The sequence below is a fragment of the Oxalobacteraceae bacterium OTU3CINTB1 genome, from assembly GCA_024123955.1.
Classification (GTDB): Bacteria; Pseudomonadota; Gammaproteobacteria; order Burkholderiales; family Burkholderiaceae_D; genus Rugamonas.
Genome location: CP099652.1, coordinates 5,967,463 through 5,982,747, shown reverse-complemented (window position 1 = coordinate 5,982,747; position 15,285 = coordinate 5,967,463). Strand labels below are relative to the sequence as shown.

Here is a 15,285-nt window from a genome sequence, read left to right as displayed (position 1 = left end):
CCGATTGCACGATTCTACAAGATGCTTCCCTTCTCAGGCCGGCGTTCCGGAAGTCGTTCGGCTCGGTCGGTTGAAGATGAAATTTTCAGTCATGACATAATCGAGGGATTCTCCACTACCGAAGGGCACGGCGTGAGCAAACTCTTTTCTCCTATCAAGATCGGGCCGCTGGAGCTGGCCAACCGCATCGTCATTGCGCCGATGTGCCAGTATTCGGCCGAGCAGGGCAGCGCCACCGACTGGCATCTGATTCATTTGGGCAATCTGGCGCTGTCCGGCGCCGGCCTGCTGATCCTCGAAGCGACCGCCGTCTCGGCCGAGGCGCGCATTTCGCCGGCCGATCTGGGCTTGTATTCCGACGATAACGAGCAGGCGCTGGCCCGCGTTCTCCAGGCGGTCCGCAGGCACTCGGACATGCCGGTCGGCATGCAGCTCGGGCATGCCGGACGCAAGGCGTCCTGCGCCGCGCCGTGGGACGGCGGCGGGCAAGTGACGGCGGACGCGGGCGGATGGACCACCGAGGCGCCGTCCGCGGTGCCGTACGCGGCCACGGACCGTCCACCCGTGGCGCTGGACGACGCCGGCCTGGCGCGCGTGCGCGAAGCGTTCGCGCAGACCGCGCGCCGCGCCGCCCGCCTGGGCCTGGACATGGTCGAGGTGCACGCCGCCCACGGCTATCTGCTGCACCAGTTCCTGTCGCCGCTGTCGAATCAGCGCACCGATCAATACGGCGGCTCGCTGGAGAACCGCATGCGCTTCCCGCTGGAGGTGTTCGACGCCGTGCGCGCCGCCTTCCCGGCCGATAAGCCGGTCGGCGTGCGCATCTCCGCCACCGACTGGGTCGAGGGCGGATGGGATGTCGAGCAAAGCGTGGCCTTTTCCAAGGCGCTGGCGGCACGCGGCAGCGCCTATGTGCACGTGTCCAGCGGCGGCTTGTCGGCGCAGCAGAAAATCGACGTGGGGCCGGGCTACCAGCTGCCGTTCGCGCAGGAGATCAAGCGCCACGTCGAGGTGCCGGTCATCGGGGTCGGCATGATCACCACGCCGGAACAGGCCGAGACGGCGATCCGCGACGGCAGCGCCGATCTGGTGGCGCTGGCGCGCGGCATCCTTTACGACCCGCGCTGGCCGTGGCACGCGGCCGCCACGCTTGGCGCGCAGGTCAAGGCGCCCAAGCAGTATTGGCGTTCGCAGCCCTCGGCGTACAAAAACCTGTTCGCTACAGGGAAGTGATCTACTCGAAGCCGCCGCCCAAGGCGCGCTTCAGGTAGTCGACGAAGGACTTGATGCGCGACGACAGGGCGGTATTGCGGTAGTAGACCGCGTTGATCGGTTGGCGGACCTCGAAGGTCTGCTGCGCCAACACCTGCTTGAACCGCTTGGTTTTTCGGTCCTCGCGCGTCATGAAGTCGGACAGGCAGACGATGCCCGCGCCCTCGAGCGCCAGCTGCCGCAAGGTCTCGCCGCTCGACGAGCGGATGGTTGGCTCGATGTGGAGCTGCTGTCCGTTGTGGTCCAGCAGCGGCCAGTCGTTCAGCGACTCGGGCTGGTTGAACCCCAGCAGCGCATGGCGCGCCAAGTCGGACACCTTCCTCGGCGTGCCATGCGCCGCCAGATAGTCCGGCGTGGCCAGCACCCGTATCCTGCTGCTGCCGATCGGCGTCGCATGCAAGGTCGAGTTCTTGAGCGCGCCGATGCGGATGGCGACATCCGTGCGCCGCTCCAGCAGATCGATGATGCCTTCGTTGCTGTTGAATTCCAATTCCACCTGCGGATAGCGCTCGCGGTAGCCGCGCACCAGCGGCACCACCACGTGCAGCATGAACGGCGACGCCGCATCCACGCGCAGCAGCCCGGCCGGCGTATCGCGCCGCACCGACATCTGCTCCTCGGTCGCCTCCACCGATGCTACGATCTCGCGCACCCGGTCCAGGTAGGCCGACCCCTCCTCGGTCAGCTCCATGCGCCGCGTGGTCCGCCGCAGCAAGGTGGTTTGCAGCTTTTCCTCCAGCCTGCCGAGCGTGCGGCTGGCGGCGGAGGTGGTCTGGCCCAACTGCTCCGCGGCGGCCGTGATCGACCCATTGTCCACCACGGCCAGGAACAGCTGCATTTCATCGAGTGTCGTTTTCATATTTTACATATTATCAAATATCTTTCACGGATTAGCGGCTTTTTTCAGGAGAATAAAGCGCGCACACTCGGGTCTTCGATTTATCACGCAAGGAGATCCACATGAGTATTCCATCTTTCGGCGTCGGCACTTTCCGCCTGCAGGGCCGGGTTGCCGTCGATTCGGTGCGCAGCGCCCTTGAGGTAGGGTATCGCGCCATCGACACCGCGCAAATCTACGGCAACGAAGCCGATGTCGGGCAAGCGATCGAGGAGTCCGGCGTCGCGCGCGACCAGCTGTTCGTCACCACCAAGATCTGGACCGCGAACTACGCAGCCGACAAACTGATTCCGAGCCTGAAGGACAGTCTCGCCAAGCTGCGCACGGACCATGTCGACCTGACCTTGATCCACTGGCCCGCGCCCGGCAACGGCGTGCCGCTGGCGGAAACGATGCAAGCGCTGGCCGAGGCCAGGGCGCAAGGTCTGACGGGGCAAATCGGCATCTCCAACTTCAACATCGCGCTGACCCGCGAGGCCATCGCGGCGGTGGGAAAGGAGGCGATCGCCACCAACCAGATCGAGTTGAGCCCCTACCTGCAAAGCCGGCAGCTGACCGCTTTCCTCCAGGAGCAGGGCATCCACGTCACCTCGTACATGACGCTCGCTTACGGCAAGGTGCTGAAAGACCCTGTCATCGACGACATCGCGCAACGTCACGGCGCCACGCCGGCGCAGGTCGCGCTGGCGTGGGCGCTGGGCCAGGGCTATTCGGTGATCCCGTCGTCGACCAAGCGGGAGAACCTGGCGAGCAATCTCCTGGCGCGCGATCTGCGCCTGACCGACGACGACCTGGCGCGCATCGCCGCACTGGAACGCAATGGCCGTGAAGTCAGCCCCGATGGCCTGGCGCCAGCCTGGGACTAAGTCGACCGGTTTCGCTCCAAACACCTCTTAAAGGAAACGTCCATGAATGACCTCAAACACATCGCACTCGCCGCCGCCGTCACGCTGGCGGCAAGCGCCGCTACCGCAGCCGACTGGTATCCCTCCGCCTACGGCCCCAAGGACGAAATCGGCGCCGCCAACCTGCTGACGCCGGAAGTGGTGCGCCAGGCCGCGACGCTGGTCAAAACCGGCAAGACCTATCCGCTGGCGGTACCGGTCAGCAAAGACTTGCCGGCCTTCCGCCACCGCAGCTTCAAGCTCTACAACATCCAGCCGGGCGAGCAGGCCGGCTTGACGATGGGACCGAACAAGTTCACCTTCAACGACGAGCTGGCGGTGGCCTGGACCGGCGTCGGCACGCAGCTCAACGGCATTGGCCACATCGGCATCGACAACGTCTACTACAACGGGAACCGCGCGGCGGACTTCGTCACCGTCGAAGGCGTCAAGAAGCTCGGCGTCGAGAAGGTGCCACCGATGGTCACGCGCGGCGTGGTGCTGGACATGACCAAGCACTACGGCAAGGAGATCGTCCCCGGCGGCACCGAGTTCACCGTGGCCGACCTGCAGGCGGTGCTCAAGCGGCAGGGCATCACCTTGCGCAAGGGCGATGTCGTGCTGTTCAACACCGGCTGGCTGGAACTGATCGGCAAGGACAACAAGCAGTTCCTCGAAACGGAACCGGGCATCGGCATGAAGGCGGCGCAGTGGCTGGCCGACCAGGGCATCGTCGCCTTCGGCGGCGATACGTGGGCGTCGGAGGTGTATCCGAACAAGAGCGGAGAAGAGTTCCCCGTCAACCAGTTCATGCTGGCCAAGCGCGGCATCTACAATCTGGAGCTGATCGACAGCCGCGCCCTGGTGCGCGACCAGGCTTGGGAATTCATGTTCGTGCTGGGCCAGCCGCTGTATGTCGGCTCGACGCAGGTCAACGTCAATCCGGTGGCGATCCGCTAAAACCACGAAAAAATGACGCGGCAAAAAAGCGGCAGAAAAAATTTAAAAAAATAGTGGAAAATTCTAAAATTACTTCTATAATCAAAGGGTTGCAGTAAAACTAAAGCGGCAAAAAAAGCGGCAGAAATGTACCATTCGCCACATCAGTTCGAGCCTCTGTTGCTCAGCACTCGCCAACTGGAGGAGGTTGCTCCTCTGGGCGAGCGCGTCGTGATGTCTTCCGTCAGGCTGACATCGGCTGTGCATGAAACGACAAGGGCATCATTGCGCGAGCTCGTCAGGCAAATGAATTCGTTTTACAGCAATCGCATCGAGGGGCAGAGTACCCATCCCGGCAATATCGAAAGAGCCCTGCGAAACGACTTTTCAAATAGGCCTGCGGAGGCGCGCTTGCAGCGCATTGCCATCGCCCACATTGATGCCGAAAAAGAATTGGAAGGACCGGATAAGCACACCCCGGCGTTGACATCGGCATTTCTGATCGATGCCATCGCGCGATATACCAACGGCTGAAAGCGGATGACCGGCTCTCCGACGAAGGCGGGCTGATCATCCCTGGACAGGTCCGCGATCGCGAGGTAACGGTGGGGATGCACGTCGCCCCCACTGCGGCATCGCTGTCGGCGTTTCTAAAGAGGCTGGACGACGTGTACGGATCATCGCGGAGTTGGGACGGTGTTCTGATCAGCGCGGCATGTGCCCATCATCGCGTGGCCTGGGTCCACCCTTTTTTGGACGGAAATGGACGTGCGGCTCGGCTGCAAACGCACTGCGCGCTGTGGGAGCTCTCCGCAGGCCTGTGGTCACCGAGCCGCGGTTTCGCCAGATCGACCAAAGCTTATTACGCAGCGCTGCATAATGCGGACTCTCCACGAATGGGCGCGTTGGATGGGCGCGGAAATCTCAGCGCACTGGGTTTGCTGGAATGGGTGCAGTACTTCCTTGGGATTTGTGAGGACCAGGTTTCGTTCATGGCCAAGATGCTCGCCCTCGACGGAATAAAGCAGCGGATCGAGGCACTGGTCACGCTGCGATCCGCACTGGATAAGCGCATCAGGCGCGAAGCTATCCTTCCGCTCTGTCATGTTTTTGCGCTTGGGCCGGTCTCCCGGGGCGAGTTCGCACAGATGACCGGCCTGGGGGAGCGCAACGCCCGCTCACTGCTCTCGAAGCTACTTTCCGACGGCTTGATCGTCAGCGACTCCCCCTACGGGCCGGTGCGTTTCGGTCTGCCGTTGGACGCGCTCTGCATACTTTTCCCAAACCTTTATCCCGAAGCCGATATGCCTCTGGATTAATCTGCTGCGTCATCCGTATGACCGGACCAAGCTGATTCCGTTCAATAAGCTGGCCAACTTCTTTACGCTTCACCTGAATAGCGGAGTCACCGGCGGCGCTAACACGGCGGATTACGGCGTTCCGCCTAATCCGCCCTACGTGTCGCCGTGGCAGGGCCCTGGTAGCTGAAATAAAGGAGGATCCACGTAGGGCGGATTAGCGCAGCGTAATCCGCCAATGCGTGATCCGTCGTTCACTTAACCCTGGTAGCGCAGCGCGTCGATGACCAGCGTGAAGGCGCGCGATGGATGGCGTCTCGACAGATAGTAGGCGTGCAAACCCGGAAACGGCCGGCACCACTCCTGCATCACGCTGACCAGCCGTCCGTCCCTGATGTATGGCCCGGCGATTTCCGCCGTCACAAACGCCAGGCCGACGCCGCTCACCGCCGCGTTGAGCATTTGATACGCGCTGTTGAAGGTGGCCTGGCCGCCGACCTTTACTTCGATCGGTTTGTCGCCGTCGCACAGCTCCCAGGCGTACACGCCGCCGTTGGACGACAGCCGCAAGGTGATGCAGTTGTGCTGTAACAGCTCCTGCGGCGAGGTGGGTATCGCGCGGCGCTTGAAGTAGTCCGGCGATCCGACGATCGCCATCGGCGCGTCGGCCGTCAGGCGCACGGCGATCATGTCCTGCTCCACCTGGTCGCCCCAGCGCACGCCGATGTCGAATCGCTCTGCCACGATGTCGTGCATCCGGTAGTCGGAGTTGATCTCGATGCGCAGGTCCGGGTATTGCGGCAGCAGGTGGGCCACGCGCGGCCACAGCACGCTGTCGATGATGTGGTCAATCGCGGTGATGCGGATCAGGCCCGCCGGACTGCCACCCAGGTCGCTGATGGCGGCGATCTCCGCCTCGATCTCGGCGAAGCGCGGCGCCACGGTCTCCATCAGCCGTTCGCCGGCCTCGGTCGGGGCGACGCTGCGGGTGGTGCGCGCCAGCAGTTGCACGCCCATGCGCGCCTCCAGCCCGCGCACGATGTGGCTCAGCCCCGACTGCGACATGCCCAGTTTGGCGGCCGCGCGCGTGAAACTGCGCTCGCGCGCCACCTCGAGAAACACAAGAATGTCGTTGATGTTTTCGCGGGCCATGGGGTCGCTTCCGGGTGGGGTGATCTTGCATTCTAGCAGTTGCACGACGTCGGCCGGAGTGGCGCGATTGATGATTTTCCTGCATAAACCCTAGCAAAACCGCATGGCGCGCGGGGCCGTCAATGCCGCTACCATGCCCGATTGGGTTTGGAAGGACAAGAACTATGAACATCGCCAGCAGCTCCCTACCGAAGCAGACTTTCACCGGCCAGCCCGCCTGGAGCGCGGTCGGCGCCATGGCCATGTGCGTGGCGCTGCTGATCGCCTCCGAGTTCATGCCCGTCAGCCTGCTGACGCCCATCGCCAGCGACCTGGGCGCCACGCAAGGCATGGCCGGCCAGGCGATTTCGATCTCCGGCCTGTTCGCGGTGGTGACCAGCCTGCTTATTCCTTCGATCGCCAGCCACTTCGACCGCCGCCACGTGCTCATGGCGCTGACCGGCGTGATGCTCGCCTCGCTGGTGCTGATCGCCTGCGCGCCGAACTTCGCCGTGCTGATGGTGGCGCGCTCCCTGTTGGGCATCACCGTGGGCGGATTCTGGGCGCTGGCCACGGCCACGGTGATGCGCCTGGTTCCAGCCGAGTCAATTCCCAAGGCACTCGGCTTGATGTACACGGGTAACGCCGTCGCGGCGGCGTTCGCCGCGCCCATCGGCAGCTATTTTGGCGCCATCATCGGCTGGCGCGGCACGTTCTGGGCGTTGACGCCGTTCGTCGTCGCCAACCTGGTGTGGCAGTGGATCAGCTTGCCGTCCATGCCGCCGCAGGCCGCCAATCCGGTCCGCAGGGTCCTCGGCCTGCTCAAGCGCCCGAACGTGGCGTTCGGCATGGCCGGGGTGATGCTGTCGTTCGCCGGCGCCTTCGCCACGTTCACCTACCTGCGACCCTTCCTGGAGGCCTACACGGGCGTGACGGTGCCGCAGCTGTCGATGCTGTTGCTCGGTCTGGGCGCGGCCGGTTTTCTCGGCACCTACGCCGCGACGGTGATGCTGGGCAGCCACCTGTATGGCTTGCTGCGCTGGCTGCCGTTGGCGCTGGGCGCCGTCACGCTGGCGCTGCTGGCCGTCGGCCATGTGTTGTGGGCGGTGGGGATCGCGCTGATCGCCTGGGGCGCGCTGAACGCGGCCATTCCGGTGGCGTGGTCGACCTGGCTGAGCAAGGGCATCGCCGACGAGCCGGAGAGCGGCGGCGGCCTGCTGGTCGCGGCGATTCAGCTGGCGATCATGCTCGGCGCCGCGCTTGGCGGCGTGCTGCTGGACCACCTGTCGATCATGGCCACCCTGATCGGCGGCGCCGCGATGCTCGCGGCTTCGTCGATCATTGTCGGCAATGGCGGACGTCTGAAACCACGCGGGAATGCCTGATGCGATCGCACACCCTATTCTTTTCTTCGATAACCATGACTATGGCTCTTATGGCGGGCCGCGCCGCGCATGCCCAAAAAATCAGGATGACCGTGGACGGGCAGGTCGTCGTCGCGACCCTGGTGGACAACCCGACCACACGCGACTTCATCTCCAGGTTGCCGCTGACGCTGACGCTCGGCGACTATGCCAGCACCGAGAAAATCGTCTACCTGGATCGAAAATTATCAACCGCGGGTGCGCCGGCCGGCGCCACGCCGACGGTGGGAACCATCGCCTACTACGCGCCCTGGGGCAACCTGGCCTTCTACTACAAGGATTTCGCCTACTCGCCGGGACTGATCCCGCTGGGACGCATCGATAGCGGCTTGGTCGCGTTCAAGCGCGCGGGCGACCTCAATGTAAGAATCGAGCTGGCCGATTAGCGCCGCCACGTATTTCTCCACGCTTATTCACCTGAACAAAGACAGATCGGAACCCCATGGACAATTCCAGCGAGATCAAGATAACCCGGCGCGAGCTATTGATCGCCGGCGCGATGTCGGCGACGGCGGTGGCCGTGCCCCTGGCGCATGCCCAGGAGCGCGCGGCCACCGATTTCAGTAACGCTCCCTTCATCACAAAGGTGTCGTTGCGCGTCAACGGCAAGCCGCATACGCTGAACCTGGACACGCGCACCACTTTGCTCGACGCGCTGCGCGAGCACTTGCACCTGACCGGCACCAAGAAGGGCTGCGATCACGGTCAGTGCGGCGCCTGCACGGTGATGGTCGATGGCCGCCGCATCAACTCCTGCCTTACCCTGGCGGTGATGCACGAGGGCGCGCAAGTCACCACCATCGAAGGCGTGGGCCAGCAGGACAAGCTGCATCCGATGCAGGCGGCGTTCATCAAGCACGATGGCTACCAGTGCGGCTACTGCACGCCGGGACAAATCTGTTCCGCGATCGCCGTGCTCGACGAAATCAAGCAGGGCATCCCGAGCCATGTCAGCCCGTCGCTGACCGTGCATCCGCTGCTCAGCGCCGACGAGATCCGCGAGCGCATGAGCGGCAACATCTGCCGCTGCGGCGCCTACGCCAACATCCTCGACGCCATCGTCGAAGTGGGAGGTGCGTCATGAAGGTCTTCACCTATCAGCGCGCCGCGACGGCAGTGGAGGCGGCCGTCGCGGCGGCCACCGTGCCGGGCGCCCGCTTCATCGCCGGCGGCACCAATCTGCTCGACCTGATGAAGCTCGAGATCGAAACGCCGGCGCATCTGGTCGACATCAACGGCATCGGCCCCGGCCTCGACAAGATCGAACCGACCGCCGACGGCGGCCTGCGCATCGGCGCGCTGGTGCGCAACACCGAGCTGGCGGCCGACGCGACGGTGCGGCGCGACTACGGCGTGCTCTCGCGCGCGTTGCTGGCGGGGGCTTCGGCGCAGTTGCGCAACAAGGCCACCACCGCCGGCAACCTGCTGCAGCGCACCCGCTGCCCCTATTTTTACGACACCAACCAGGCATGCAACAAACGCCGCCCGGGCAGCGGTTGTTCCGCCATCGGCGGCTTTAGCCGCTCGCACGCCATCATCGGCGCCAGCGACGCCTGCATCGCCACCCACCCGAGCGATATGGCGATCGCCATGCGCCTGCTCGACGCGCAGGTCGAGACGGTGCGGCCGGGCGGCGCTGTGCGCACAATTCCGATCGCCGACTTCCATCGCCTGCCCGGCACCACGCCGCACATCGAAACGGCGCTGCTGCCGGGGGAATTGATCACCGCCGTCACCTTGCCCAAGCCGCTCGGCGGGCAGCACCTGTACCACAAGGTACGCGACCGCGCCTCGTATGCGTTCGCGCTGGTGTCGGTGGCGCTGGTGGTGCAGCGCGACGGCAGCGGACGGGTGGCAGTCGGCGGCGTCGCCCACAAGCCGTGGCGGGTGGAGGAGGCCGACCGCTTGCTGCCGCGCGGCGCCGGCGCGGTGGCCGGGCGCCTGCTGCAAGGCGCGCGCACGACCGAGGAAAACGCCTTCAAGATCCCGTTGGTGCAACGCACGCTCGCCGCCATGCTGGCCGACGCGAAGAAAGGGTAATGCCATGAAATTCGATAAAGCCGCCACCACCAATCCGATCGACCAGCTCAAGGTCGTCGGCCGCCCGCACAACCGCATCGACGGCGCGCTCAAAACCACCGGCGCGGCCACCTACGCGTACGAGCAGCACAAGGCCGCGCCCAACGCCGCCTATGGCTGCGTCGTCGGCGCGGCCATCGCCAAGGGCCGCATCGAATCGATGGACCTGGCCGAGGCGCGCCGCGCGCCCGGCGTGATCGCCATCGTCACCGCCGAATCGGCGGGCAAGCTAGGCAAGGGCAACTTCAATACCGCCAAGCTGCTGGGCGGGCCGGACATCGAGCACTATCACCAGGCCATCGGGCTGGTGGTGGCCGAGAGCTTCGAGCAGGCCCGCTCGGCCGCGCAGCTGGTCAAGGTCAAATACGCCGAAACAAAAGGGAAGTACGATCTGGCCGCCGTCAAGGGTTCCGCCACCTTGACCAAGGACGCACCGCCGGCCATCGGCGATTTCGCCGGCGCCTACGCCGACGCGCCGGTGCGTCTGGACGCCGAATACACCACGCCGGGCAACACGCACGCGATGATGGAACCGTATGCGTCGATCGCGGCGTGGGACGGCGACCAACTGACCGTGTGGACCTCGAACCAGATGATCGACTGGACCCGCACCGACCTGGCCACCACGCTGGGGATCCCGAAGGAGAAGGTGCGCCTGGTGTCGCCGTTTATCGGCGGCGGCTTCGGCGGCAAGTTGTTCCTGCGCGCGGACGCCGTGCTGGCCGCGCTGGGCGCGCGCGCGGCCAAGCGGCCGGTCAAGGTGGCGCTGAGCCGCCCGTTCATCGCCAACAATACCACGCACCGGGCATCGACCATCCAGCGCATCCGCATCGGGGCGACGCGCGACGGCGCCATCACCGCGATCGGCCACGAGACGTGGACCGGCAACCTGCCCGGCGGCAGCCCGGAGGACGCGGTGCAGCAAACCCGCCTGCTGTACGCCGGCGCCAACCGCATGCTCGCCACGCGCCTGGCGCTGCTCGATCTGCCCGAGGCCAACGCCATGCGCGCGCCGGGCGAGGCGCCTGGTCTGATGGCGCTGGAGATCGCGATGGACGAAATGGCCGAGAAGCTGAAAATCGATCCGGTGCGCTTCCGCATCATCAACGACACCAAGGTCGATCCGGAAAAGAAGGACCGCCACTTTTCGCAGCGCAGCTTGATCGAATGCTTGCGCACCGGCGCCGAGCGTTTCGGCTGGAAGAGCCGCCAGGCGCAACCGGGCAAGACGCGCGATGGCCGCTGGCTGGTCGGCATGGGCGTGGCGGCCGCGTTCCGCAACAACCTGTTGTTGAAATCCGGCGCGCGCGTTCGGCTCGACCGAGACGGTCGAGTGACGGTGGAAAGCGACATGACCGACATCGGCACCGGCAGCTACACCATCATCGCGCAGACCGCGGCGGAGATGCTGGGCGTGGGCATGGACAAGGTCAGCGTGCGCCTTGGCGATTCGGCGTTCCCGGTGTCGTCCGGCTCCGGCGGCCAGTTCGGCGCCAACTGCTCGACCTCCGGCGTCTACGCGGCTTGCGTCAAGCTGCGCGAGGCGGTGGTCCAGCGCCTGGACCTGGGCCCCGGCGAGGCGCTGTTCGCCGACGGCCAGGTGCGCGTCGGCGCGCGCTCCGCGCCCTTGGGTCGGGCGGCGGAAAGCGGCGAGATCGTCGCCGAGGACAGCATGGAGTTTGGCGACCTGGATAAGAAATTCCAGCAATCGACGTTCGGCGCCCATTTCGTCGAGGTGGGCGTGGACGCGGCCACCGGCGAGGTACGCGTGCGCCGCATGCTGGCCGTGTGCGCGGCGGGCCGCATCCTCAATCCGAAGACCGCGCGCAGCCAGGTGATCGGCGCGATGACGATGGGTGTGGGTTCGGCGCTGATGGAGGAGTTGGTGGTCGATAAGCGAGCCGGTTTCTTCGTCAACCACGACCTGGCTGGCTACGAGGTGCCGGTACATGCCGACATTCCCAAGCAGGAGGTGATCTTCCTCGACGAGACCGACCCGCTGTCGTCGCCGATGAAGGCCAAGGGCGTCGGCGAGCTCGGTCTGTGCGGCGTCGGCGCGGCGATCGCCAACGCGGTCTACAACGCCACCGGCGTGCGGGTAAGGAATTATCCGGTCACGCTGGACAAGCTTCTGCCAGGCCTGCCTCCCGTATAAACCCCGACGTATTTCAACGTCATTCCCCGATCGCGTGTTTTAGCTGGCGCTCGAAATCGGCCGGATCGAAGTAGTCGCGCCAAACGGTGATCTCGCCGTTTTCGACCGTCACCGTGCCCATGACCGGCAAGGTGATGGCGCCGCCGTTCTTGTGGCGGAAGATGTCGATCCGCTCGTTGAGGACGACGTTGTCGGTCGCCGCGATATGCCGCACCTGCCAGTCGACCCGGAAGTCGGTGCCGATGCCGAAGCCGCGATGGAAGGCTTCGACGCCGGCGCGGCCGACGATGTCGGGGAACGGCACATTGTCGTACAGGACGTCCTCGGACAACATCGCCAGCGCCGCGTCGATGCGGTTGGCGCTCCAGTGCGCAAAGAAGGTTTCGGCGATCTGCACCGGGCCGTTGGTTTGGTTGGTGTTCATGTTCTTCTCCTTAGGCGATCTGGCCGCCGTCGACGTTCAGGGTCGCGCCGGTGATGTAGCTGGCGTCCGGGCCAGCCAGGAACGCGACGGCGGCGGCGATTTCTTCCGGCCGGCCATAGCGGCCCAGTGCGGCCATGGTTTTCAGCGTCTCGGCGAAGGCGCCGCTATCCGGATTCATTTCGGTGTCGATGGCGCCTGGCTGGATCACGTTGACGGTGATCTGGCGCGCACCGAGGTCGCGCGCCCAGCCCCGGGTGTAGGCCGCCACCGCCGCCTTCGAGGCGACATAGTCCGCCACGCCTGGGAAGGCGATGCGATCGGCCCCGGTGGTGCCGATCGAGACCACCCGGCCGCCGTCGGCCATCAAGGGCGCGGCGGCGCGCACGGCGGCGGTGACGCCTTTGACGTTGACGTCGATCTGGCGCTCGAAGCCGGCCAGGTCGGCCTCCGGATCGTCCACCTTGCCGGTGACGAACACGCCGGCCGAATTGACCAGGATGTCGAGGCGGCCGAAATGGGCGTGCGCCTGTTTGACCATCGCGGACACCTCGTTGCCCTTGGCCTGGTCGGCGCGGATGGCCAGCGCCTGGCCGCCCAGCGCCTCGACTTCGCCCACCACCTGGTTGGCGCGGTCCGGCGAGGCGGCATAGCTGAAGGCGACCTTGGCGCCGTCGCGGGCCAGGCGTTTGACGATGGCCGCGCCGATGCCGCGCGAACCGCCGGTGACGATGGCGACTTTGCCTTGCAGCGGCAGGCGGGAGACGATGGTGTTGGTGGTGGTGTTCATGGTGTTTTCCTTCAAGTGGTTTGTCGATGGGTTTACTATCCGCTTTTAATTCCCCTTTGATTAGTGCTGAATAGCTTTAAATATCTTCAAGTATTGGTATAAGATTCGGATATGGAAACTCTCAGCAATCTCGAATGTTTTGTGCGGGCGGCCGAAGCGGCCAGCTTTTCGGAAGCGGCGCGGCGGCTCGGCCTGACGCCGGCGGCGGTCAGCCGCAATGTCGCCATGCTGGAAAAGAATCTGGGCGCGCGCCTGTTCCAGCGCTCGACGCGGCGGCTGCACCTGACCGAGGCCGGCGAGCGCCTGCTGACCGGCATCGGCGCCAACCTCGATGGCCTGCAAGCGGCGCTGGCCGACGTCTCGACCGAACAGCAGGCGCCGACCGGCATTCTGAAGCTGAGCCTGGCGCCCAACTTCGGCATCGGTTACGTGCTGCCGCAGCTGCCGGCGTTCCTGGCGCGCTATCCCGGCATACGGCCGGAATGGCATCTGGAGAACCGCCAGGTCGACCTGATCGGCGAGGGCTACGATGCCGCCATCGGCGGCGGCTTCCCCCTCAATCCCGGCGTGGTGGCGCGCCCGCTGGCGCCGGCGCATCTGGTGGCGGTGGCCGCGCCGTCGTGGCTGGCCGGGCGCGCCGTCCCGTCCCACCCGGGCGAGCTGGCCGATGCCGGCGCCATCGGCATGCGCTTCCTGCAAAGCGGCCGCTTGCGCGACTGGACCATGCGTAACGGCGCGGGGGAGGAGGCGGGGCTGGAATTGCGCCCGCTGGCGGTGCTGAGCGATCCGCAGGCAGTGTGCGCGGCGGCGGTCATGGGCGTCGGCGTGGCGGTGCTGGCGATGTCCGATGTGCTGGAGGCGCTGCGGCAAGGCACGCTGGTGCGGCTGCTGCCGGCGTGGTACGTCGATGCGGGGATGATCTCGCTGTATTACCCCAGCCGCACGCAATTACCTGCCAAGACGCGGGCATTCGTCGATTTCGTGGTGGCGGCGTTTGAGCACCAGGGGTTGGCGCGCAGCTTGTCGGCGGCTTGACCGGCGGCGCTAGCCGGCGACAGCGCCGGCCTTGGCGGTGGCGGCCTCGCTGCCGAAATATCCCACCAGCTTCTGTATAAGTAACAACAGCATCGGATTGGCGGACGCGGCCTTGTAAGCGATGCCGATATCGATGAACAGCAGGTCGTTTTCCTTCAACTCCCGAAACACCACGCCGCGATGGCGGATCTTTTTCAGCGATTGCGGGATTAGGCCGATACCGCCGTGATTGGCGACCATACTCAACAGCACATGGTGATCGGCCGGCTCCGGAATGCGCTGCGGCGAGAATTGGATTTTTTTAAATAATTCTTCGCAATAGTCGTAAAAGCCGGCATTCAGTTCGCGCCTGAACCAAAATAAAACCTCTTCATTCAAGTCCGCCAGCGATACCGCCTTTTTATTGGCCAGGCGGTGTCCTTTGGCCAGCGCCACGCAAAAGCGATCGCGGTAAAGGTGCTGAACGGTCAAATCGCTGATTTTCGACGGCATTCCAATGACGGCGGCGTCGAGCCGGTTATGGTGAATATCCCGCACCGATTTCATCGAGGTTTGCCGCTTGAAGTCGATCTCCAGATTCGGTATGTCCGACTGCAACAGCGGCAGTATCTGGGTGAACCTTTCCGTATCGACCACCGTTGTCAGACCGATCTCCAAACGTCCCTCCGGCTTTTCCACCCCCGCGTGGAAGCGCTGCGCCATTTTTTCGCAGGCGCGCAATAGTTCGGACGCCTCTTTCACCAGCGTTTCCCCGGCCTGGGTCAGGGTCACGCCGTGATTGCAGCGGTGCAGCAATTGCGCCCCCAGCGCTGTCTCCAGTTCCTGGATTTGACGGCTCAACGGCGGCTGCGTCATGTGCAGGCGCACGGCCGCTTCCCTGAAATTCAACGTCTCCGCCAGCGCGAGGAACATCTCCAGCTGTCTCAGCTTGAATCGCAGCGCCATATAGGAAAGAGGTG

The 15,285-nt window shown here is 64.9% G+C and carries 16 protein-coding genes; 11 read left to right on the top strand and 5 right to left on the bottom strand.

Features of this window, described 5'->3' with window-relative positions; all coding sequences use genetic code 11:
- Positions 1 to 132: 132 nt before the first annotated feature.
- Positions 133 to 1,233, top strand: coding sequence for an NADH:flavin oxidoreductase/NADH oxidase (locus tag NHH73_25900; GenBank protein ID USX25962.1), 1,101 nt, complete (start codon positions 133 to 135; stop codon positions 1,231 to 1,233).
- A 1-nt stretch (position 1,234) separates the two neighbouring features.
- Here the strand turns inward: NHH73_25900 and NHH73_25895 are convergent, their stop codons facing one another.
- Positions 1,235 to 2,131 carry a LysR family transcriptional regulator gene (locus tag NHH73_25895; protein ID USX25961.1) on the bottom strand — a complete coding sequence of 299 codons (897 nt, stop codon included), beginning with the start codon at positions 2,129 to 2,131 and terminating at the stop codon, positions 1,235 to 1,237.
- 101 nt (positions 2,132 to 2,232) lie between these two features.
- Here NHH73_25895 and dkgB point away from each other — a divergent pair, with 101 nt between their 5' ends.
- The 4 genes from dkgB (at position 2,233) to NHH73_25875 (ending at position 5,312) form a co-directional block, all read left to right on the top strand.
- The gene (gene dkgB, locus NHH73_25890) at positions 2,233 to 3,036 is read left to right on the top strand and encodes a 2,5-didehydrogluconate reductase DkgB (protein ID USX25960.1); all 804 of its coding nucleotides are present in this window, start codon (positions 2,233 to 2,235) and stop codon (positions 3,034 to 3,036) included.
- A gap of 42 nt (positions 3,037 to 3,078) precedes the next feature.
- Positions 3,079 to 4,014 carry a cyclase family protein gene (locus NHH73_25885; GenBank protein ID USX25959.1) on the top strand — a complete coding sequence of 312 codons (936 nt, stop codon included), beginning with the start codon at positions 3,079 to 3,081 and terminating at the stop codon, positions 4,012 to 4,014.
- Between the two features lie 126 nt (positions 4,015 to 4,140).
- A complete protein-coding gene (locus tag NHH73_25880; GenBank protein USX25958.1) occupies positions 4,141 to 4,527 on the top strand; it encodes a hypothetical protein in 387 nt (128 codons plus the stop codon).
- A gap of 35 nt (positions 4,528 to 4,562) precedes the next feature.
- On the top strand, positions 4,563 to 5,312 hold the full coding sequence (locus NHH73_25875; GenBank protein ID USX29711.1) for a Fic family protein: 750 nt from the start codon (positions 4,563 to 4,565) through the stop codon (positions 5,310 to 5,312).
- Between the two features lie 237 nt (positions 5,313 to 5,549).
- Here NHH73_25875 and NHH73_25870 read toward each other — a convergent pair whose 3' ends face one another.
- Positions 5,550 to 6,443 carry a LysR family transcriptional regulator gene (locus NHH73_25870; GenBank protein ID USX25957.1) on the bottom strand — a complete coding sequence of 298 codons (894 nt, stop codon included), beginning with the start codon at positions 6,441 to 6,443 and terminating at the stop codon, positions 5,550 to 5,552.
- Between the two features lie 164 nt (positions 6,444 to 6,607).
- On the opposite strand from NHH73_25870, the gene NHH73_25865 reads away from it, so the two are divergent.
- From NHH73_25865 to NHH73_25845, 5 genes are read left to right on the top strand one after another with little or no spacing between them, the layout of a single operon-like run.
- Entirely contained in the window at positions 6,608 to 7,807 is a 1,200-nt protein-coding gene (locus tag NHH73_25865; GenBank protein ID USX25956.1) for an MFS transporter, read from the top strand.
- A gap of 35 nt (positions 7,808 to 7,842) precedes the next feature.
- Positions 7,843 to 8,232 carry a cyclophilin-like fold protein gene (locus NHH73_25860; protein USX25955.1) on the top strand — a complete coding sequence of 130 codons (390 nt, stop codon included), beginning with the start codon at positions 7,843 to 7,845 and terminating at the stop codon, positions 8,230 to 8,232.
- Between the two features lie 56 nt (positions 8,233 to 8,288).
- Positions 8,289 to 8,930, top strand: a complete 642-nt coding sequence (paoA, locus tag NHH73_25855; GenBank protein ID USX25954.1) for an aldehyde dehydrogenase iron-sulfur subunit — start codon at positions 8,289 to 8,291, stop codon at positions 8,928 to 8,930.
- Positions 8,927 to 9,886 carry a xanthine dehydrogenase family protein subunit M gene (locus NHH73_25850; protein ID USX25953.1) on the top strand — a complete coding sequence of 320 codons (960 nt, stop codon included), beginning with the start codon at positions 8,927 to 8,929 and terminating at the stop codon, positions 9,884 to 9,886. Before paoA ends, NHH73_25850 begins: the two co-directional genes overlap by 4 nt.
- A 4-nt stretch (positions 9,887 to 9,890) precedes the next feature.
- Positions 9,891 to 12,080 (top strand): xanthine dehydrogenase family protein molybdopterin-binding subunit, encoded by a 2,190-nt coding sequence (locus tag NHH73_25845; protein ID USX25952.1) that lies wholly within the window; start codon positions 9,891 to 9,893, stop codon positions 12,078 to 12,080.
- A gap of 19 nt (positions 12,081 to 12,099) precedes the next feature.
- Here NHH73_25845 and NHH73_25840 read toward each other — a convergent pair whose 3' ends face one another.
- Both NHH73_25840 and NHH73_25835 read right to left on the bottom strand, forming a co-directional pair.
- On the bottom strand, positions 12,100 to 12,504 hold the full coding sequence (locus tag NHH73_25840) for a nuclear transport factor 2 family protein (protein USX25951.1): 405 nt from the start codon (positions 12,502 to 12,504) through the stop codon (positions 12,100 to 12,102).
- A gap of 10 nt (positions 12,505 to 12,514) precedes the next feature.
- Positions 12,515 to 13,291 (bottom strand): SDR family oxidoreductase, encoded by a 777-nt coding sequence (locus tag NHH73_25835; GenBank protein ID USX25950.1) that lies wholly within the window; start codon positions 13,289 to 13,291, stop codon positions 12,515 to 12,517.
- A 111-nt stretch (positions 13,292 to 13,402) separates the two neighbouring features.
- Between NHH73_25835 and NHH73_25830 the strand changes: the two genes are divergently transcribed.
- A complete protein-coding gene (locus tag NHH73_25830) occupies positions 13,403 to 14,326 on the top strand; it encodes a LysR substrate-binding domain-containing protein (GenBank protein USX25949.1) in 924 nt (307 codons plus the stop codon).
- Positions 14,327 to 14,335: 9 nt separating this feature from the next.
- Here NHH73_25830 and NHH73_25825 read toward each other — a convergent pair whose 3' ends face one another.
- Entirely contained in the window at positions 14,336 to 15,271 is a 936-nt protein-coding gene (locus NHH73_25825) for a LysR family transcriptional regulator (GenBank protein USX25948.1), read from the bottom strand.
- Between the last annotated feature and the right edge of the window lie 14 nt (positions 15,272 to 15,285).